The following is an 18,972-nucleotide window of genomic DNA, read 5'->3' as shown; positions in this document are numbered from 1 at the left end:
GGTCGTCAAGACCATCCGAGGGTCCCGAAAGGACGGCCCTCGCGGTAGGCGCGCAAACCCGCGGCGGGGTAGGCGATGAGGTCGGCGGGAAGGTCGTCGAGGCCGAACCACGCCAGCTCGTAGCACTTCTCGGGCTCCCGGTTCTCCGGCTCGCCTCGCCAGTCGCGCACTTCGAAGAACACGCCGAGCCGAGGTTCTACGCCGGGCGCGGTCGCGTGCAGCGTGTGCACGTGCCGGAGCGCCGCAGACTCGATGCGAACACCGACCTCCTCGCGAGCTTCGCGAATCGCGGCCTGCACCAACGACTCCCCCGCATCGAGCTTCCCAGACGGCAGGTGCCACAACCCGTCGCCGTAGCTACCCCGTCGACGGCTGAGCAACACACCGCCCTCCCGCACCAGAACCACGTGCGCATCAACGACCGTCCGATGAACCACGACCACCCCACCCAACGTCACTCCAGCGGGCGAACCTCCGGATTTCAATGGAAATCAGAACACGGAATTCCACTGAAGTCCCGGTACCGATTTCCACTGAAGTCCGGGGTACCCCGCGGCTCGGGTCGGTGGGAATGCCGGACATGGCCCCTGCGGTGCGGGTCTGGGCGTCGGAATCGATCTGACCCTCGACTGCGACGACGCAGGTCCTCGCCAGGTCCTGGAAGAGCACGCTGGGTGGCGTCGACGCCCCGTTCACGAGGCGGGCTGAACCGGGTCTTCGGTCACCAGCCGGTTGAGTCGGCCGCCGCACCGATCGGGGTCAGCATCCGGTGGGGTTCTTCGAGGATGCGGGCGACGCGGTCGGTGCGGCGCATCGCGTTGGTGCCGGGACCGGGGCGGACGACGAGGTCTTCGGGGCCCGGGGTCTGGCCGCACGCGTGGCATCGCCCGAAGTCGTCGATGTCCGTGTCGCACGCCGCGTGGCTGAAGATCCGGGCGGGGTGTGCGCCGCGGGTGTGCCGCTCACCCCACTTCGCCAACGAGAAGATCGTGGGCCACAGCGCCCTGCCGGTCTCGGTGAGCAGGTACTCCGGATGGCCGCCCGAGTCCTCTCGGGTCAGCACGCCGGCGTGGACCAGGGTGTCGAGCCGGTCGGTGAGCACGGCGCGGGAAATGTCGAGGTGTTCGCGCAGGTCCGTGAAGCGGCGCACCCCGTAGAAGCAGTCGCGCAGGATCAGCAGGGTCCAGCGCTCGCCGACCACTTCGAGCGCGCGGGCGAGGTAGCAGCCCTGCTGGTCGTACCCGGTTCCCAATGCCACGTCCCCATGCTACCGGCAGAGCGGTCTGTTCACCAGACCGCCCCTGTGTCACGATGGTCTGGTGAGCAGACCAGATCTTCACGTTTCCGCACCTCGCCCCGCCGACGGTGCACGTCGATCGTTCGTGGCGGCCCTCGCCCTGACCTCGCTGAGCACGTTCGGCGCCATGCTGGCCTATTCGGGGCCGCTGGGGAACGCGACGACGGTCACCGCTGCGCTGGCCGCCCCACCGGGAGCCACCATGTGGATCCTGAGCTCGATGAGCACCGGCCTCGCGGTGAGCCTGCTCACCGCGGGAGCTCTGGCGGACCAGTCCGGCCGCCGAAGGGTTTTCGCACTCGGCGCGTGGGTCTTCGCAGCCGGTTCCGTGGTATGCGCGACCGCGTCCACGGCGACGCAGTTCGTGATCGGACGACTCGTCGAAGGTGCTGGTGCGGCTGGTCTGATCGCGACCGGGCTGGGACTCGTGGCCGCCGTCGCCGGCGACGCCGGAGCCCGCTCGGTCTCGGCCAGTTGGTGGGGCGCCAGCATTGGGCTGGGAATCGCGCTCGGCCCGCTGCTCACCGGACTTCTCGACCTCGCTGATCTGTGGCGCGCACCCTACTGGCTGCTCGCAGCGGTAGGAGCGATCATCGCCGTCACCGCGCGGTGGTGCTTTCCGGAGACGGCGGTGATTCCGGGCAAGCGGCTGGACCTGCTGGGTGCCGCGTTGATGACGAGCGGGCTCGCACTGCTGCTGGTCGCGCTCGTCGAAGGGCGTCTGGGTGGCCTCTTCCCCGCCCTGATGTGCGCCGGTGGCGCAGTGGTCGCTTTGGCGGCTTTCGCCATCAGTCAGATCCGGAGCCGGTCGCCCATGGTGGAATTCGCGCTGTTCCGACGAGCTGACTTCCTCGCCGCCATCGTGGCGGCCACGGCCGCAGGCACCGGCGTGATCGCACTGATGTCGTTCGCAGGCACGTTCCTCGTCACGAGCATGGGGATGAGCACGCTGGAGGCCAGCGCCACGATGGGGCTCTGGTCTGGTGCGAGCGCTGTCTCAGCCGTGCTCAGTCATCGGCTGGCCGCGCGGTTGACCGGGACTGCGCAGCTGGCGATCGGACTCGCTGCCACCGGCGCCGGCCTGCTGCTCCTCGCAGGACTCGAAACCGGTTCGACCACGGGACGATTGGTGCCCGGCCTGCTCGTCGCAGGCGTCGCCACCGGTGTTCTCAACGCTGCTCTTGGTCGTCAAGCGACGGCCACCGTCCCGCCCGATCGCGCCGCCGTGGGCGTCGGGCTGAACAACACCACCCGTTACGTCGGCGCCTCGATCGGAGTCACCGTAGTCGCTGTTCTCGCCTCCGCACCAGGCGGCGACATCGCCGCCCAGCTCTCCGGCTGGAATCACGTGGCCGTGCTCACCGGCAGCCTCTCCCTGCTCGGGGCTGCGGTCGTGCTCGCGTTGTCCCGGCGCGCACTCCGGTGAACCACCACCCGACCATCCCCCACCGCACACCAAGACGCGGGAGCGTCCCGGTCTCCGCTGGAATCCGGGCTCGGCCGAGTGCGGCGGACATGTCGGACATCGACGGTACGTTCCCGGAATGGACATCTGTTTCGACTTGACACTCGACTGCGACAACGCCGCAGTCCTGACCGCGTTCCACAGGACCGCGCTGAGCTACGGCGCATGAGAACCGGTGACGACGGCACTCGGCTGGTGGTTCTTCGCGGGCCTTCCGGTTCTGGGAAGTCCTCTGCGGCGCGGGAATTGCGTCGACGGGTCGGGCGCGGCGTGGCCTTGGTGGAGCAGGACTACCTGCGCCGGATCCTGCTAGGTGAGCACGATCGGCCTGGTGCGGCGAACATCGAGTTGATCTCGAACACCGTGCGGTTCGCGCTGGATCGCGGATTTCACGTGATCCTCGAAGGAATCCTGTCGGCTCCCCGCTACGGGGCGATGCTGCGGTCCCTCCGCGACGACCACGCGGGCCCGAGCTTCTTCTACTACTTCGACATCAGCTGGTCGGAGACCTTGCGGCGGCACGCGACGCGGCCGAAATGCGCCGAGTTCGGGGCCGCGGAGATGAGCGAGTGGTTCGGCCAGGCGGGTCGGCTCGACCTGATCGACGAACGCACCGTATCCGAGAGGCTCACCCTGGATGAGATCGTTGGCCGGATTCAGCGAGAGGTGTTCTAACGGTTGCAGGTTCGGGCCGTCATTCGCGGAATCGGACGACTGAGGCCGTCAGTCGCCTCACCCGGTCGGTGTCGCGGATGCCGTCGATCTCCACGATGCGGCCGTCCACCACGGTGAACGCCATGATCGACACCGGACGGCCGGACCGGGCGGTGACCACGCCGGGCAGGCCGTTGACGAGCACCGGGTGGAGCTCCGCACCGCGACTCGCGCGGGACTGCCGGGCGATCTTCTCCGCCCCTCGGTACACCGCGGGCGGCCTTTCACCGCCGAAGTCGGCGCGGAAGACGACGTCGGGGTCGAGCAACCGCACCAGCGCGTCGAAGTCGCCGGCGTTCGCGGCGGTGAAGAACGCGTCCACGATCGCGCGCTGCCTGCCGATGTCCTGGTCGGGAGTCGGTGGCGCGGCACCTCGGACGCGTCGCCGCGCGCGACTCGCGAGCTGCCGGGCCGCCACCGGGGTGCGGTCCACCAGCCGCGCGACCTCGTCGAAGGGCAGGTCGAACATGTCGTGGAGCACGAAGGCCAACCGCTCGGCCGGGCTGAGCGACTCCAGCACCACGAGCAGCGCGAGGCTGACCGAGTCGGCGAGCAGCGCCTGCTGCTCCGGATCCTCACCCTCGACGGCGGAGACCACGGGATCCGGCAACGGGGTGGCGGCGGTGTCGACGAGCTCCTCACGGCGACGCCGGCGCGACCGCAGCAGGTGCAGGGCTTCGCGAGCGACGACCGTGGTCAGCCAGCCACCGAGGTTGGCGATCTCGTCGGGCTCGGCTCGGCTCAGGCGCAGCCACGCGTTCTGCACCGCGTCCTCGGCGTCGGTCACGGACCCGAGCATCCGGTAGGCCACCGCGCGCAGCTGCCCTCGCTGCTGCTCGAACCGCTGAGCGAGCCGATCGTCGTCCGCCACCTGTCACACCGTCCCTCCGGCCGGGCTCATCACTGTGAACCCACCTATCCGCAGGATGTGACCACGAAGGAGAAGACCATGCCCGAGAACGCCAGTGGTTTCGTCAGCGTCAGGTACATGGTCGACGACGTCGACAAGGCCGTCGACTTCTACGCGCGCCATCTCGGCTTCACCGTCCGGAACGACTTCGCACCGGCGTTCGCCGACGTCACCAGGGGTGCCCTCCGGTTGCTGCTGAGCGGTCCGACCAGTTCGGCGGGCCGGGCGATGCCGGACGGCGCGGTCCCCGGGCCCGGCGGGTGGAACCGGATCCACCTCATCGTCGACGACCTGGCCGCCGAGGTGGATCGGCTGCGCGCCGAAGGTGTTGATTTCCGCAATGACGTCATCTGCGGTCCGGGCGGTCAGCAGGTCCTGTTGCGCGATCCGTCGGGCAACGTGGTGGAGCTGTTCCAGGCCCGGTGACGCGTCGGCGCTGTTTTCCCGCCGTGCTCAACGTATAGCGCACCCGGGGGCTTGCGGCAAGCCCCCGGGCATGCCGCAGAATCTCCGATCTGAAGCCGTGAGCTGCGAAGATGCCGACTTCGCGGCACGGTGTGACCGGGGGTTGAAAGATGATCGACGTTGTTGTCGCCGGTGCCGGTCCGACCGGTCTGATGCTGGCGGCGGAGCTGCGGCTGCACGGGGTGGGCGTGGTCGTGGTGGACGAGGCCGCGGAGCCCACGGACTTCGTGCGGGCGTTGGGTCTGCACGTGCGCAGCATCGAGGTCCTGGACCAGCGGGGCCTGCTGGAGCGGTTCCTGGCGGAGGGAACGAAGTACCCGCTCGGAGGGTTCTTCGCCGCCATCTCCAAGCCCGCGCCCGAGCGCCTGGACACCGCGCACGGCTACGTGCTGGGCATCCCGCAGACCACGACCGAGCGGCTGCTGGCCGAGCGAGCCTCCGAGCTGGGAGTTGACGTCCGGCGGGGCTGCGAGCTGGTCGGGCTCGATCAGGACGAGGACGGGGTGACCGCCGAGCTGGCCGACGGCTCGCGGCTGCGGGCGCGCTACCTGGTGGGTTGCGACGGCGGTCGCAGCACCGTGCGCAAGCTGTGCGGCATCGGGTTCCCCGGCGAACCGTCCAGAGTGGACACGCTGCTCGGCGAGATGAAGGTGACCGCGTCACCGGAGACGATGGCCGCGGTGACCGACGAGGTCCGCACGACCCAGAAGCGCTTCGGCGTCGGCCCTCTCGACGGCGAGTGGTGCCGGGTCGTGGTGCCCGCCGCCGGTGTGGCCGACGACCGCTCGACACCTCCGACGCTCGAGGAGCTCACCGGCCAGCTGGAGGCCATCGCGGGCACCGACTTCGGCGCGCACTCGCCTCGCCGCCTCGCGCGCATCGGCGACGCGACCCGGCAGGCCGAGCGCTACCGCTCGGGCCGCGTGCTGCTCGCGGGCGATGCCGCGCACATCCACCCGCCGGTCGGCGGCCAGGGGCTCAACCTCGGTCTCCAGGACGCGTTCAACCTCGGCTGGAAGCTCGCCGCCGAGATCGCCGGGTGGGCACCGGCGGACCTGCTCGACAGCTACCAGGACGAACGGCATCCGGTGGCCGCCGCGGTCCTGGACAACACGCGCGCGCAGATGCAGCTGATGTCCACCGAGCCGGGCCCGCGGGCGGTGCGGCGGCTGGTGTCGGAGCTGATGGACTTCGACGAGGTCAACCGGCACCTGACCGAGAAGATCATCGCGCTCGACGTGCGCTACGACTTCGGCGGGGAGCACGACCTGATCGGCAGGCGCATGCGCGACGTCGAGCTCGGGCGCGGTCGCCTCTACGAGCTGATGCGGGCCGGGCGCGGACTGCTGCTCGACCGGACCGGCGAGCTCTCGGTCGACGGCTGGGACGACCGGGTCGATCACGTCGTCGACGTCGGCGCGGAGCTCGACGCTCCCGCCGTCCTGCTGCGCCCGGACGGTCACGTCGCATGGGTCGGACACGATCAGCAGGACCTCCTCCCCCACCTGTCGAAGTGGTTCGGGAAGTGACTCATTTCTCCCTCCGACACGCCCATGTTGGTGTCGGTGGACGAGTCAGACCCAAGATGTAGAGTGTCGCTCGCTGGTGGTTCACCGGGCCCGCGCGGGTCCGGTGTGGCAACAGGGAACCCGGTGCGAATCCGGGACTGCCCCGCAGCGGTGAACGGGAACGACCGCCGTCATTGAGCACTGGACGCCACGCGTCCGGGAAGCGACGGCCAGTAGGCACGGTCTTGCAGACGAGACCGGGCGCCCGTGAGTCCGAAGACCTGCCACCGGCGCGCGCACGCCCGTGCGCGCCGTCCGGGACCTCGCGGGAGGGTCCACGCGGACATGCGATGGTCTTCGCTTCCGTCGCGTCCTCGCGTGCTGCCGCCGGTTCCGGGCATGCCTTCCGAGCTCGCGAGGAGAGAGTCCCGGTGACCGACACCGCACTGTCCGAACCCATTCCGCTCACCGGCGGCCGCGTGTCCACTGTGGTCGAGCAGTCCTGCGCGGGACTCGCCGACGTGGACCCGTCAGCGGTGCTCACCGAGGTCGAGCGCAACGTCTACCCCGGCATCGGTGACGCCGAACTCGGCGAAGCGCTGATCATGTCGGCGCGCACGCTGGTGGAGTCCGAGCCGAACTACTCCCTGGTCACGGCCCGGCTGCTGCTGGACAAGCTGCGCGGCGAAGCGCTGAGCTACTTGGCCGGTGCTCCGCAGCAGACCGACCAGGAGCAGATGCGCGACCGCTACGCCTCCTACTTCACCGACTACGTGCGGCGGGGGATCGAGCTGGGCCGGCTCGACCCGGAACTGGCCCGCTTCGACCTGTCCCGGCTGGGCGCGGCGCTGGAGGCCGAGCGCGATCTCGCCTTCGACTTCCTGGGGCTGCAAACCCTCTACGACCGGTACTTCCTGCACCACGACGGCGTCCGCTTCGAGCTGCCGCAGGCGTTCTTCATGCGGGTGGCGATGGGCCTGGCGCTGCGCGAGGACGACCGCGACGCGCGTGCCATCGAGTTCTACCGACTCCTGTCGTCGTTCGACTTCATGTGCTCGACGCCGACGCTGTTCAACTCCGGCACGACCCGCCCGCAGCTGTCGTCGTGCTTCCTGACCACTGTGGACGACGACCTCCAGTCGATCTTCAGCTCCTACCGCAACAACGCGCTGCTGGCCAAGTACTCGGGTGGGCTGGGCAACGACTGGACCCCGGTGCGCGGCATCGGCGCCCACATCCACGGCACCAACGGCGAGTCGCAGGGCGTGGTCCCGTTCCTGAAGATCGCCAACGACACGGCGGTGGCGGTCAACCAGGGCGGCAAGCGCAAGGGCGCGGTGTGCGCGTACCTGGAGACCTGGCACATCGATGTCGAGGAGTTCCTGGACCTGCGCAAGAACACCGGTGACGACCGCAGGCGCACCCACGACATGAACACCGCGAACTGGGTGCCCGACGAGTTCCTGCGCCGCGTCGAGGCCGACGAGTCCTGGACGCTGTTCTCCCCCGATGAGACACCCGACCTGCACGACCTCTGCGGTTCGGCGTTCGCCGAGCGCTACCGCGACTACGAGGCGGCGGCCGACCGCGGCGAGATCCGCGTGTTCCGGCGGGTTCGGGCCGTCGAGCTGTGGCGGCGGATGTTGACCATGCTGTTCGAGACCGGGCACCCGTGGATCACCTTCAAGGACCCGTGCAACCTGCGCTCGCCGCAGCAGCACACCGGTGTGGTGCACTCGTCGAACCTGTGCACCGAGATCACCCTGAACACCGCCGCCGACGAGGTCGCGGTGTGCAACCTGGGGTCGGTGAACCTCGCCCGGCACGTCACCGCCGACGGCCTGGACCGCGACCGGCTCGCCGCGACCGTCCGCACGGCCGTGCGGATGCTGGACAACGTCATCGACATCAACTTCTACACGATCCCCGAGGCCGAGCGCTCCAACAGCCGGCACCGCCCGGTGGGGCTGGGGCTGATGGGCTTCTCCGACGCGCTGCTGAAGCTGCGGATCCCGATGTCCTCCGATGACGCCGTGGAGTTCGCCGACCGCAGCATGGAGGAGATCAGCTACCACGCCATCGACGCCTCCAGCCGGCTCGCCGAGGTGCGCGGGCGCTACGCCTCGTTCGAGGGCTCGCTGTGGAGCCGGGGAATCCTGCCGATCGATTCCCAGGAGTTCGTTCGGGAAGCGCGCGGGAGCGCAGATCTGGACCGGAGCTCGACGCTGGACTGGTCGTCGCTGCGGGAGCGGGTTCGCGGCAGCGGGATGCGCAATTCCAACGTGATGGCCATCGCGCCGACGGCGACCATCGCCAACATCTGCGGCGTCGGTCAATCCATCGAACCGCTGTACCGCAACCTGTTCGTCAAGTCGAACATGTCCGGCGACTTCACCGTCGTCAACCCGCACCTGGTGGCCGACCTCAAGCGCGCCGGGCTGTGGGACGAGGCGATGGTCGCGGACCTGAAGTTCTACGACGGGTCGCTCGGGCCGATCGACCGCGTCCCTGACGAGCTGAAAGCCCTCTACGCTACGGCCTTCGAGATCGAGCCGCGCTGGCTGGTCGAGGCCGCGGCCCGCAGGCAGAAGTGGATCGACCAGGCGCAGTCGCTGAACCTGTACCTGGCCACGCCCAGCGGCCGCAAGCTCGACGAGCTCTACCGGCTGGCCTGGCGCAAGGGCCTCAAGACGACCTACTACCTGCGCTCGTCCAGCGCGACCCACGTGGAGAAGTCCACGCTGCGCGGCACCGACGGCAAGCTGAACGCCGTTCCCGCGGCGGCCTGCTCGGTCGAGGACCCCGATTGCGAGGCCTGCCAGTGATCCCCCAGGAGAAGGAGCTCATGAGCACCACCACCGGACTCGGCACCATCGACCGCGACGGCGGGCGGGTCGACGTCTCCGAGAAGGCGATGATCAACTCCCGGGCGGACGTCAACCAGCTGCTGCCGCTGAAGTACGGCTGGGCCTGGGACAAGTACCTCGCGGGGTGCAACAACCACTGGATGCCCACCGAGGTGTCGATGCAGGCCGACATCGCGCTGTGGAAGTCCCGCGACGGGCTCACCGAGGACGAGCGCACCATGCTCAAGCGCAACCTCGGGTTCTTCGCGACCGCGGAATCGTTGGTGGCCAACAACATCGTGCTCGCGGTCTACCGGCACCTCACCAACCCGGAGTGCCGGCAGTACCTGCTGCGGCAGGCCTTCGAGGAGGCCGTGCACACCCACACGTTCCAGTACATCTGCGAGAGCCTCGGGCTCGACGAGGGCGAGCTGTTCAACGCCTACCGGGAGATCCCGTCGATCGCCGACAAGGACGCGTGGGCGCTGCGCTACACCCAGAACCTGGAGAACCCGGAGTTCGCGACCGGCACGCCGGAGGCCGATCAGGCGTTCCTGCGCGACCTCATCGCGTTCTACGTGATCTTCGAGGGCATGTGGTTCTACACCGGGTTCGCGCAGATCCTGTCGCTGGGCAGGCGGAACAAGATGGTCGGGATCGCCGAGCAGTACCAGTACATCCTGCGCGACGAGTCGATCCACCTGAACTTCGGCATCGACTGCATCAACCAGATCAAGCTGGAGAACCCGCACCTGTGGACCCCGGAGTTCCAGCAGGAGGCGCGCACGATGCTCCGCGAGGCGTGCGAGCTGGAGAACGCCTACGGCCGGGACACCATGCCCCGCGGGATGCTCGGGCTGAACTCCGAGGTGTGCGAGCAGTACATGCGGTTCATCACCAACCGCCGCTGCGCGCAGCTCGGCCTGGAGCCGGTCTTCCCGGAGACCGACAACCCGTTCCCGTGGATGTCGGAGACGATGGACCTGAAGAAGGAGAAGAACTTCTTCGAGACCCGTGTGACGGAGTACCAGTCGGGCGCGGCGCTCACCTGGGACTGAGGGGCGGTTCTGGTCCGAACCGACCGGACTTCGATCGTGGACGGTTCGGACCGGAACTGCCCGGTGCACCATCACCAGGGCCGCTGGTGGTGGGGACCCCGCTGGATCAGGGGCGGGTGCGGTGGGCTGCGTCGGTCATGTTGCGCAGCGCCGGTTCGACCTGCGGGTAGTCGCGGGTCTTGAGACCGCAGTCCGGGTTGACCCACAGCCGGTCGGCCGGGACCGCCTTGAGGGCGGCCCGCAGGAGCTCCTCCATCTCCTCCTCGTCGGGCACCCGGGGTGAGTGGATGTCGTAGACGCCCGGCCCCACGCCCCGGTCGAAACCGACCTCGTTGAGGTCGGCGAGGACCTCCATGCGGGAGCGGGCCGCCTCGATGCTGGTGACGTCGGCATCGAGCGCCACGATCGCGTCGATGACGTCGCCGAACTCCGAGTAGCACAGGTGGGTGTGGATCTGGGTCGCCTCGGCGATCCCGGAGGTGGCCAGGCGGAACGACTCCACCGCCCACTCCAGGTAGGCCGGCCGCTGCTCGGCCCGCAGCGGCAGCAGTTCGCGCAGCGCGGGCTCGTCGACCTGCACCACGCGGATCCCGGCGGCCTCCAGGTCGCGGACCTCGTCGCGGATGGCGAGCGCGACCTGGCGGGCGGTGTCGGCCTGCGGCTGGTCGTCGCGGACGAACGACCACGCCAGCATCGTGACCGGCCCGGTCAGCATTCCCTTGACCGGCTTGTCGGTGAGCCGCTGCGCGTGCGCCGCCCACTCGACGGTCATCGGTTCCGGTCGCCGCACGTCGCCGAACAGGATCGGCGGCCGCACGCACCGGGAGCCGTAGGACTGCACCCACCCGTTGTCGGTGGCGGCGAAACCGTCGAGCTGCTCGGCGAAGTACTGCACCATGTCGTTGCGCTCGGGTTCGCCGTGCACCAGCACGTCCAGGCCGATGTCCTCCTGCAGCGCGATGACCCGTTCGACCTCGTCGCGCATCCGCTGCCGGTAGGTGGCCGCGTCGATGCGCCCGGCGCGCAGCGCGGCGCGCGCCTTGCGGACGTCGGTGGTCTGCGGGAACGATCCGATCGTGGTGGTCGGCAGCGGTGGCAGGCGGAGCGACTTCTGCTGCGCTTCCCGCCGCTTCGCGTAATCGGTGCGACGGGAGTCCTGCGGGCGCAGCGAGTCGAGTCGCGCGCGAACGCGGTTGTCGCGCACCCGCTCCGCCCGCACCCGGTCGGCCACCGCCGCACGCGCCTCGATCAGCTCGGGCTCGACGACCTCGCGGCCCTCGCGCAGAGCCCGCCCGAGGGTGACGACCTCGCGGACCTTCTGCGCGGCGAACGACAGCCACGGCTTGACCTGCGGATCGAGGTTGGTCTCGGCGTCGACGTCGTAGGGCACGTGCAGCAGCGAGCAGGACGTGCCGATGCTCACCTCACCGGCCGAGCCGAGCAGCGTCGCCGCCGCGGTCATGCACCGGTCGAGGTCGGCGCGCCAGATGTTGCGGCCGTCGATCACCCCCGCGACCAGGGCCTTGTCGCGCAACCCGGGTGTGGCGACGACTCGGTCCGCAGTGGACGGTTCGGTGACCAGGTCCAGGGCGAGGCCCTCGATCGGCGCGGCGGCGAGCACGCCGAGCGCGTCACCGGGATCGCCGAAGTAGCAGGCGGTGAGGATCGCGGGGCGTTCGGCGAGGTCGCCGAGGCGCCGGTAGGTGTTGCGCAGCGCGTCGAGCTCCTGCGGGGTGCGGTCGGCGGCCAGCGCGGGCTCGTCGAGCTGCACCCACCGGGCACCGGCCCGGTGGAGTTCCCCGAGCAGCTGCTCGTAGGCGTCGGTGAGTTCGGCGAGCTTGTCCAGCGGGTCGAAGTCCTCTTCGGACGGTTTGGACAGCAGCAGGAAGGTCAGCGGCCCCACCAGCACCGGCCGGATCTCCACCCCGAGCTCGCGCGCCTGGAGGAACTGCTCGACGGCGGTGCGGTCGGTGAGCGAGAAGCTCGTGTCCGGACCGATTTCGGGGACCAGGTAGTGGTAGTTGGTGTCGAACCACTTCGTCATCTCCAGCGGCGGCACGGCCTCGGTGCCGCGGGCCATGGCGAAGTAGGTGTCCAGCGCGCCGAGCCCCAGCTCGGCGTAGCGGCGCGGGACGGCGCCGAAGGTGACGGCGGTGTCCAGGACGTGGTCGTAGTAGGAGAACGTGTTGCCCGGCACCGAGTCGAGGCCGGCTTCGGCCAGACCCCGCCAGGTGTCCTCCCACAGCCGGCGCGCGACCTCCCGCAGGTCCGCCTCAACGCTGCGGCCCGCCCAGTAGGACTCCAGGGCGCGCTTGAGCTCCCGGTTCGGGCCGATCCGGGGATGTCCGAGTACGGTGGATCCGATCTTGCTGGTCAACGCTCTCTCCTCGCGAGCTCGACGTGGTCGGTCGAGGACTTCGCGACAGGCACGCGCCGACCAGCGGACGCACGTCGCCCGCTGATCGTCCGCCAGGCCCTCCCGCGAGACCTCGGACCAGCGCGCACCGTCGGTGCGCGCGCCGGTGGCAGGTCTTCGGACTCGCGGGCACCCGGTCTCGTCTGCAAGACCGGTCCTACTGGCCGTCGCTTCCCGGACGCGTGACGTCCAGTGCGTGATGACGGCGGTCGTTCCCGCTCACCGCTGCGGGGCAGTCCCGGATTCGCACCGGGTTCCCTCTTGCCTCGTCCCATCGCGCTCACCGCTCGACCGGACGAACCACCAGCACCCTCAGGCTAACCATCCGCGGGCACGAGACAACCCCGCGCAGCTCCCGGCGCGGTCCCCGTCTCGGCTCTGAGCTCCCGTTCGACACCTGGAGGAGATCCCGATCACGCCGGTGCTCAGCCGGTCTTGGCGGCACCGATGGTGAAGGGCGTGCCGAACGGGTCCTTGATCTCGGCGATGCGGCCGTAGGCCATGTCGTAGGGCGGCTGGACCACACCGCCCGCGTCGGCGGCGCGTCGCGCGGTGGCGTCGGCGTCTTCGACCATGAACAGCGTGCCCCAGGACGAAGCGGGGGCCGACGGGTCGCCGAGGATGCCGCCGATCTCGTGGCCGTCAGGTCGGCGCAGGAACGTGAAGTCGTCCTCGCCCAAGTACCCGTCGCTGTCCAGGCTGAAGTCGAAGACCTTCGGGTAGAACTCCCGCGCCGGACCCGGGTTCGGGGTGACGAGATCGTTGCGCAGCAACGTGTTCGGCTCGTTGACCAGGCGGGCGCCGACGTGGCGGTTGCCGTGCCAGAGCCCGAACTGCCCGCCGACCGGGTCGGAGAGAATCGCCATCCGGCCCTTGTCCATCACGTCCATGGGCGGGGTGATCACGTGGCCGTCGGCGGCCTCCGCCTTGGACACGGTGCCGGCGACGTCATCGGTGGCGAAGTAGACGTTCCACCAGAACTCGGTCGCTCCCGGGTCGTGGTTGGGCATGAGCGCGGCGACTTCCCTGCCCCGGAGCAGGCACATCGTGTAGCGGCCCGTCTCCTCGGGCCCCACGTCGAACTCCCATCCGAACACGGCGCCGTAGAACTGCATCGCACGATCGAGGTCCGGGGTCCCCAGATCGATCCACGCGGGCGTCCCGTTGGGCTGCACCGCATCGACTTCCGCCATGACTCCTCCTCAGCTTCCGGGAACTGCCACGACGGTAACCAGCGGCCCCGACAAATCGCCCACCGAGCGCGGGAGTGTCACCCCTGGTGACGCGGAGGAGCGCTCAGGACTTGATCGGGGACCACGCCCGCAGCCACGTGTCGGGATTGCTGAGGTCCGGGGTGGCCGTCGCGTTGCGCACGACCGGAACGCGCATCAGCATCCCGAAGTTGTCCGGGTCGGCGATCCGGTGCTTGAGGCGCTCGTGGTTGCGCTCGCGCAGCTCGGGGTCGGTCAGGCAGCGGACCGCGCCGAACCCGCCGCGGGTGAACACACCGCTGCACAAGGTCAGGCTGCGCCGCACGTTGTAGGGGTTGGGGAAGCGCGCCAGCATGCCCACGTCCTCGATGAGCCGGTCGTCGTGCAGCGTCGGCCGGTACTGCCGGGACTCCTCGGCGACCTCGAAGACCTCTCCGTGCCCGAGGTCGTCGACCTCGACCTGGCGCACCGGGAGGCCGAAGCGCACCTGCCGCCGCATCGGGTTCATCGCCGGGCTGCCCAGCAGCACCAGGTGCGCCTGCAGGTCGTGGGGGTCGATGCGGCGGGCGATGTCGAAGCGCACGTCCGACACGGGGTTCAGCGCCCGGACGTGCCCGTAGAGCTCGATCAACGAGTCGCCGTCGGCGTAGGAGGACATCCCGATGTAGTTGCGCCGCTCGGGCGAGGCCAGCGGCGAGAGGTTCCGGGCCGGAACGCGCCCGGTGAGGATGCGCACCGGACCGCCGTCGGGGAACCTCCAGAAGTCCGAGAACCCCTGCGCCGAGGCGGAATCCTCCGAGTGGGACCGCAGCGCGTCCAGCTCCTCCTTGAGCTTCGCGCGGACCCGGCGCTCCTGCTCGGAGAGCGAGGCCGGTGACGGAAGTTTGCCGTTCCTCGCGGGGTTCTCGGCCGCGAAGAAGGTCGCGTAGTCGCCGAGCCGCGGCGGTGGCGGCACCTTCACGCCGCCTTCCCACTGCGAGACGCTGGAGACCGCCACGCCGAGCACCCGCGCCAGCTTCCCCTGCGTCAGACCGTGCCCCTGGCGCAGTTCCCGCAGCCGTGCGCCGAGACCGGACCGCTGTGCACTCACCACCGCTGCCTCCTCGCGATCAGGTCTTCGGTCGCCACTCGTAGAGCCGGTTCGCCGGGTTCTGCAGGTCGGGCGTGCCGGTCACGTGCCGCATCACCGGAACCCGCATCAGCACCCCGAAGCGGTCGAGGTCCTCGACGTTGTCGCGGAGGTAGGAGAGGTTGCGGTCCCTGGCCTGCGGATCGGTCAGGCAGCGCACCGCGCCGAACCCTCCCCTGGTGAACACGCCGCTGCAGAAGGTCAGCGTGCGGCGGATGTTGTTCGGGTTCGGGATCCGCGCGAGCATTCCGACGTCCTCGACCAGCTGATCACCGCGGAAGCCGGGTTTGAGCCTGCGCTCGCCGTCGATCTCGAACACCGACCCGTCGGGGACGTCCTCGTCGGGGACCTGCCGGACCGGCCACTCGGCGGTCAGCCACTCCACCCACGGGTTGGCCGCGCCGCTGCCCAGGAACACCAGGTGGGCGCGCAGGTCGTCGTCGCCGAGGTTCTCGAGCCGGATCTCCACCTCTGAACGCGGGTTGGCCGCGCGCACCGTCCCGAACAGCTCCACCGCGGCGTCGAGGTCGGCGCAGCGGGCCAGCGACAGGAAGTTGGGCTCGCTGGGGGTGCCCAGCGGCGACCAGTGCTTCTCGCTGAGACCGCCGGTGACGATGAGGACCGGCCCCCCGTCGGGGAAGTGCCAGAAGTCCTGCCTCGCTTCGGCTTCCACGGGGTCGCGCATCTCGTCCAGCGCCGTCCGCAGCCGGTCGAGCTCCTGCTTGAGCCGCAGGCGCTCTTCGCGCTGCTCGCCGGTGAGCTGGTTCTCCGGCGGGACCCCGCCGGTGGTGGCGCCTGCGGCGAAGAACGTCGCGTAATCGGCCAATCGGGTGAGCGGCGGCAGTTTCGCCCCGCTCTCCCAGGAGGAGATGCTCGACACCGCGACTCCGAGGGACCGGCCCAGCCGAAGTTGCGTCATACCGCGGGATTCGCGCAGCTCGCGAAGTCGCGAGCCGAGCCGTCCGGTTCCGCCCTGGTTCCCGGGACGGGCCATCGCGCCGTCTCCTTCACTCCGTTCGGATAATTTCACCAAACTTCACTGAACCGCTGAAGACCAGCAGATACTGACACCTCGGGTGCATAACGGCAAGTCGTTGCCCCACAAAGACATTGACGGTTTGTTGAGGTAATCGCATACTGACGGCGTCGCGTTTCACTCGGCGGAGAAGAACTTCAACGAAGAAGTGAAATTTCACCGCGGAGCGGGCGCTCGGCGTCTCGGATCCATCGGAGGCGCGGCCGGCGAATCGTCGGCCGGACATGCGAACGCCCCCGGAAATCGTTTGGCCACGACCGGGGGCGCTGCGCGCACTCACGATCACCCTCACAACGGGAAACACCCGTGAAGGGAGCTCGCATGTTCACGATACTCCCGGAGGTGCTGGCGGCAAACGACCCACCGGTCGTCACCCCTGACACCGTTTCCTCCGTCCTGCAAGGAATGCTGTTCGGCATCCTGGTCGCGCTGTTCGCGGCGGCGGTGGTGCTAGCCCGGGCGATGTCCGGCCTGGCGACCATCGCCCGGTCGGTGCTCGGCCCGCCCGCGGCCGTGTTCACCGTGCTGTCGGTGCTCGCCCTCGTCCTCCTCGCCGGGAACGCGGGGGCCGTTCCATGATCCACCGACCCGATCCGCACCTGGCGGGCCCGCTGAACATCGGGTCCGCCTCCGGTGCGATCGGCCGCACCGACCTGCGAGTTCGCCCCGGAAGGCAACTCGTCGGTAACAGATCGGAACGACCCCTCCCGATTTGTCCGAACCTCATTGCGCGGGTGCGTGACCTCGATTACGTTCCGGCTCATGCCTGCCGCGATCTCCTCAGAATTCCGCTCGGTCCCCGACATGCTGCGCGATCGCGTCCAGCGGTCCGGCGACAGCGAGGCGTTCCGCTACCCGGAAGGCGAGCAGTGGCGCTCGCTGACCTGGTCGCAGACCTGGGAAAGGGCGCGGGCGATCGCGCTGGGGCTGCACGCGATCGGCCTGGGGTCGCAGCAGCGGTGCGGGATCCTGGCCGGCACGCGGATGGACTGGATCCTCGCCGACATGGGCGTGATGTGCGCCGGTGGCGCCACCACGACGATCTACCCCACCACCACGGCCGAGGGCTGCGCCTACATCATCTCCGACTCCGGCTCGACGATCGTCTTCGCCGAGGACGACGAGCAGATCGCCAAGCTGCGCGAGCAGCGGGAGAACCTGCCCGAGCTGACCCGCGTCATCACCTTCGACGGAACCGCCGACGGCGACTGGGTGCTGAGCCTGGCCGACCTGGAGGCCCAGGGCCGCGCCAAGCACGAGGCCGAGCCGGAGCTGTTCGACCAGCTCGTCGAGGCGGTCGGCATCGACGACCTGGCGACGCTCATCTACACCTCCGGCACCACCGGCAACCCCAAGGGCGTGCGGCTCGCCCAGTCGAACTGGGTCTACGTGGCCGAGGCGATGCACGCCATCGGCGAGATGACCGTCGAGGACGTGCAGTACCTGTGGCTGCCGCTGTCGCACGTGTTCGGCAAGGTCCTGCAGGTCGGCCAGATCCGCACCGGATACCTGACCGCGGTGGACGGCCGGATCGACAAGATCGTGGACAACCTCGGCGAGGTGCGGCCGACGTTCGTGGCCGGTGCGCCGCGGATCTTCGAGAAGATCTACAACAAGGTCGTCGTCCAGGCCAAGGAGGGCGGCGAGCTCAAGTACAAGATCTTCCGCTGGGCCTGCGCGGTGGGCCTGGAGATCTCCCGGCTCCAGCAGGACGGGCAAGAGCCGGGTCTGGGGCTGAAGGTCCAGCACGCCGTAGCCGACAAGCTCGTGTTCTCCAAGCTGCGCGAGAAGTTCGGCGGCAGGCTGCGGTTCTTCATCTCGGGCAGCGCCGCGCTGGCACCGGACATCGCTCGCTTCTTCCACGCCGCGGGCGTGCTGATCGCCGAGGGCTACGGGCTGACCGAGACCACCGCGGCCAGCTTCGTCAACCGCACCAACGACGTCCGCATCGGCACCGTGGGCCAGCCGCTGCCCGGCACCGAGGTCCGCATCGCCGAGGACGGCGAGGTGCTGCTGCGCGGTGGCGGTGTGATGCGCGGTTACCACAACATGCCGGAGGCGACCGCCGAGGTGCTCACGGCCGAGGGCTGGTTCCACACCGGTGACATCGGCGAGCTCGACGAGCAGGGCCGGTTGCGCATCACCGACCGCAAGAAGGACCTGATCAAGACCTCCGGCGGCAAGTACGTGGCTCCGCAGTCGGTGGAGGGCAAGTTCAAGGCGCTGTGCCCCTACGTCAGCAACGTGGTGGTCTTCGGCGACAAGCGGCCCTACTGCGCCGCGCTGGTGACCCTCGACGAGGAGTCGATCGTCGAGTGGGCGCAGGCCAACGACCTGGGCGGGCTGTCCTACGCGGAGCTGGCCGCGCACCCCAAGGCGCACGAGATGGTGGCGGCCGCGGTCGAGGACCTCAACGCGACCCTGAACCGGCACGAGACGATCAAGAAGTTCACGATCCTGCCGCGCGAGCTGACCATCGAGCACAACGAGGTCACCCCGAGCCTGAAGATCAAGCGGAAAGCCGTGGCGGACAACCACGTCGAGGCCATCGAGGAGCTGTACCCGGACACGGTCGAGACGCTGTAGGGAATCGCTCGAACGGGCCACGCCGATGAGGCCAGATCCTCCGGCGTGGCCCTTTCGCATGTCGGTGGGCGGTCGCATCATCTGCAGATGTGTCGAGGCTTGGCCGCCTGTGGAAGGGCGCGGTGCGCACGTGGGAGGTGTGCCGCGAGGCCGAGGAGCGCAGGCAGTTGCTGTGCCGCCCGTGGGAGGAGCAGATCCTGCACTGGTCGCGGCAGGAGGACGGCTGGGTGCTGCACGGCGAGTACCTGCCGCCCGACACGCGCTGGCGCTACGGCTCCACCAAGTGGGGCTGGTGCCCCCGGGCCGACGGCTGATTCCGGGACTCGCGCAA

General features: G+C 69.4%; 16 protein-coding genes and 2 riboswitches. Of the genes, 9 read left to right on the top strand and 7 right to left on the bottom strand.

Annotation, left to right across the window (positions count from 1 at the left end; translation table 11 throughout):
* Positions 1-5: 5 nt before the first annotated feature.
* Both E1181_RS13565 and E1181_RS13560 read right to left on the bottom strand, forming a co-directional pair.
* The gene (locus E1181_RS13565; RefSeq protein WP_328590886.1) at positions 6-407 is read right to left on the bottom strand and encodes an NUDIX hydrolase; all 402 of its coding nucleotides are present in this window, start codon (positions 405-407) and stop codon (positions 6-8) included.
* Between the two features lie 314 nt (positions 408-721).
* Complete coding sequence (locus tag E1181_RS13560) at positions 722-1,258, bottom strand: winged helix-turn-helix transcriptional regulator (protein WP_132674645.1); 537 nt, start codon at positions 1,256-1,258, stop codon at positions 722-724.
* Between the two features lie 61 nt (positions 1,259-1,319).
* On the opposite strand from E1181_RS13560, the gene E1181_RS13555 reads away from it, so the two are divergent.
* Both E1181_RS13555 and E1181_RS13550 read left to right on the top strand, forming a co-directional pair.
* A complete protein-coding gene (locus tag E1181_RS13555; RefSeq protein ID WP_235876742.1) occupies positions 1,320-2,723 on the top strand; it encodes an MFS transporter in 1,404 nt (467 codons plus the stop codon).
* A gap of 204 nt (positions 2,724-2,927) precedes the next feature.
* Positions 2,928-3,437, top strand: coding sequence for an AAA family ATPase (locus tag E1181_RS13550; RefSeq protein ID WP_132674643.1), 510 nt, complete (start codon positions 2,928-2,930; stop codon positions 3,435-3,437).
* A 19-nt stretch (positions 3,438-3,456) separates the two neighbouring features.
* Here the strand turns inward: E1181_RS13550 and sigJ are convergent, their stop codons facing one another.
* Positions 3,457-4,347, bottom strand: coding sequence for an RNA polymerase sigma factor SigJ (sigJ, locus tag E1181_RS13545; protein ID WP_132674641.1), 891 nt, complete (start codon positions 4,345-4,347; stop codon positions 3,457-3,459).
* Positions 4,348-4,425: 78 nt separating this feature from the next.
* Between sigJ and E1181_RS13540 the strand changes: the two genes are divergently transcribed.
* From E1181_RS13540 to E1181_RS13525, 4 genes are all read left to right on the top strand, one after another.
* Positions 4,426-4,812 carry a VOC family protein gene (locus E1181_RS13540; RefSeq protein WP_132674639.1) on the top strand — a complete coding sequence of 129 codons (387 nt, stop codon included), beginning with the start codon at positions 4,426-4,428 and terminating at the stop codon, positions 4,810-4,812.
* A 149-nt stretch (positions 4,813-4,961) separates the two neighbouring features.
* Complete coding sequence (gene rox / locus E1181_RS13535; RefSeq protein ID WP_132674637.1) at positions 4,962-6,380, top strand: rifampin monooxygenase; 1,419 nt, start codon at positions 4,962-4,964, stop codon at positions 6,378-6,380.
* Between the two features lie 60 nt (positions 6,381-6,440).
* A riboswitch (cobalamin riboswitch) is annotated at positions 6,441-6,662 on the top strand.
* Positions 6,663-6,709: 47 nt separating this feature from the next.
* On the top strand, positions 6,710-9,184 hold the full coding sequence (locus E1181_RS13530; RefSeq protein WP_132674635.1) for a ribonucleoside-diphosphate reductase subunit alpha: 2,475 nt from the start codon (positions 6,710-6,712) through the stop codon (positions 9,182-9,184).
* A gap of 20 nt (positions 9,185-9,204) precedes the next feature.
* The gene (locus E1181_RS13525) at positions 9,205-10,263 is read left to right on the top strand and encodes a ribonucleotide-diphosphate reductase subunit beta (RefSeq protein WP_132674633.1); all 1,059 of its coding nucleotides are present in this window, start codon (positions 9,205-9,207) and stop codon (positions 10,261-10,263) included.
* A gap of 106 nt (positions 10,264-10,369) precedes the next feature.
* Here E1181_RS13525 and metE read toward each other — a convergent pair whose 3' ends face one another.
* The 4 genes from metE to E1181_RS13505 form a co-directional block, all read right to left on the bottom strand.
* Positions 10,370-12,640, bottom strand: coding sequence for a 5-methyltetrahydropteroyltriglutamate--homocysteine S-methyltransferase (metE, locus tag E1181_RS13520; RefSeq protein ID WP_132674631.1), 2,271 nt, complete (start codon positions 12,638-12,640; stop codon positions 10,370-10,372).
* 130 nt (positions 12,641-12,770) lie between these two features.
* Positions 12,771-12,999: riboswitch (cobalamin riboswitch) on the bottom strand.
* Positions 13,000-13,104: 105 nt separating this feature from the next.
* Positions 13,105-13,872, bottom strand: coding sequence for a VOC family protein (locus E1181_RS13515; protein ID WP_132674629.1), 768 nt, complete (start codon positions 13,870-13,872; stop codon positions 13,105-13,107).
* Between the two features lie 103 nt (positions 13,873-13,975).
* On the bottom strand, positions 13,976-14,980 hold the full coding sequence (locus E1181_RS13510) for a helix-turn-helix domain-containing protein (RefSeq protein ID WP_165944621.1): 1,005 nt from the start codon (positions 14,978-14,980) through the stop codon (positions 13,976-13,978).
* A 19-nt stretch (positions 14,981-14,999) separates the two neighbouring features.
* Positions 15,000-16,013 carry a helix-turn-helix domain-containing protein gene (locus E1181_RS13505; RefSeq protein ID WP_132674625.1) on the bottom strand — a complete coding sequence of 338 codons (1,014 nt, stop codon included), beginning with the start codon at positions 16,011-16,013 and terminating at the stop codon, positions 15,000-15,002.
* A gap of 363 nt (positions 16,014-16,376) precedes the next feature.
* On the opposite strand from E1181_RS13505, the gene E1181_RS13500 reads away from it, so the two are divergent.
* From E1181_RS13500 to E1181_RS13490, 3 genes are all read left to right on the top strand, one after another.
* Positions 16,377-16,634, top strand: coding sequence for a hypothetical protein (locus tag E1181_RS13500; protein WP_132674623.1), 258 nt, complete (start codon positions 16,377-16,379; stop codon positions 16,632-16,634).
* A 183-nt stretch (positions 16,635-16,817) separates the two neighbouring features.
* A complete protein-coding gene (locus tag E1181_RS13495) occupies positions 16,818-18,641 on the top strand; it encodes an AMP-dependent synthetase/ligase (RefSeq protein ID WP_132674621.1) in 1,824 nt (607 codons plus the stop codon).
* 89 nt (positions 18,642-18,730) lie between these two features.
* Complete coding sequence (locus E1181_RS13490; RefSeq protein ID WP_132674619.1) at positions 18,731-18,955, top strand: hypothetical protein; 225 nt, start codon at positions 18,731-18,733, stop codon at positions 18,953-18,955.
* The last annotated feature ends 17 nt before the right edge of the window (positions 18,956-18,972 follow it).

The sequence above is a fragment of the Saccharopolyspora terrae genome, from assembly GCF_004348435.1.
Taxonomy (GTDB): domain Bacteria; phylum Actinomycetota; class Actinomycetes; order Mycobacteriales; family Pseudonocardiaceae; genus Saccharopolyspora; species Saccharopolyspora endophytica.
Note: the sequence above shows the minus strand (reverse complement) of the source record. Positions and strands in the feature narration are given on the sequence as shown.

Excerpts from the sequence above, each read along its gene's own strand:
- E1181_RS13550 (WP_132674643.1), top strand. The coding sequence starts at position 2,928 with ATGAGAACCGGTGACGACGGCACTCGGCTGGTGGTTCTTCGCGGGCCT.
- rox (WP_132674637.1), top strand. The coding sequence starts at position 4,962 with ATGATCGACGTTGTTGTCGCCGGTGCCGGTCCGACCGGTCTGATGCTG.
- E1181_RS13515 (WP_132674629.1), bottom strand. The coding sequence starts at position 13,872 with ATGGCGGAAGTCGATGCGGTGCAGCCCAACGGGACGCCCGCGTGGATC.
- E1181_RS13530 (WP_132674635.1), top strand. The coding sequence starts at position 6,710 with ATGGTCTTCGCTTCCGTCGCGTCCTCGCGTGCTGCCGCCGGTTCCGGG.
- E1181_RS13495 (WP_132674621.1), top strand. The coding sequence starts at position 16,818 with ATGCCTGCCGCGATCTCCTCAGAATTCCGCTCGGTCCCCGACATGCTG.
- E1181_RS13505 (WP_132674625.1), bottom strand. The coding sequence starts at position 16,013 with ATGGCCCGTCCCGGGAACCAGGGCGGAACCGGACGGCTCGGCTCGCGA.
- E1181_RS13500 (WP_132674623.1), top strand. The coding sequence starts at position 16,377 with ATGTTCACGATACTCCCGGAGGTGCTGGCGGCAAACGACCCACCGGTC.
- E1181_RS13525 (WP_132674633.1), top strand. The coding sequence starts at position 9,205 with ATGAGCACCACCACCGGACTCGGCACCATCGACCGCGACGGCGGGCGG.
- E1181_RS13540 (WP_132674639.1), top strand. The coding sequence starts at position 4,426 with ATGCCCGAGAACGCCAGTGGTTTCGTCAGCGTCAGGTACATGGTCGAC.